Genomic DNA, 236 nt, shown 5'->3' on the forward strand with positions numbered 1-236 from the left:
ACCCCCGAGAGGAGGGAGGCGTGAAGCGGAAGCGCCTGGCGGAGCTGGTGAGGGAGGAGGCGGGGGACCTTCAGGAGGCTCCCGCCCCCCGGGAGGAGAAGCCCGGGGAGGCCCCTCCCGGGGGGGGCCTCGAGGCCTCCCCGAAGGGGGAAGGCCCCAGGGAGCGCCCCCTCCCCCCCTACCTCACCTACGTCCGCAAGGAGTGCCGCCTCCGCCCCGACCAGCTGGACGCCCTC

At 76.3% G+C, this 236-nt stretch carries 1 pseudogene; it reads left to right on the top strand.

Annotation, left to right across the window (positions count from 1 at the left end):
• Positions 1-20 precede the first annotated feature (20 nt).
• A pseudogene (locus ACYQ0J_RS13650) lies at positions 21-236 on the top strand (ATPase); the annotation flags it as partial.

This window comes from Thermus sp. FJN-A, from assembly GCF_054655095.1.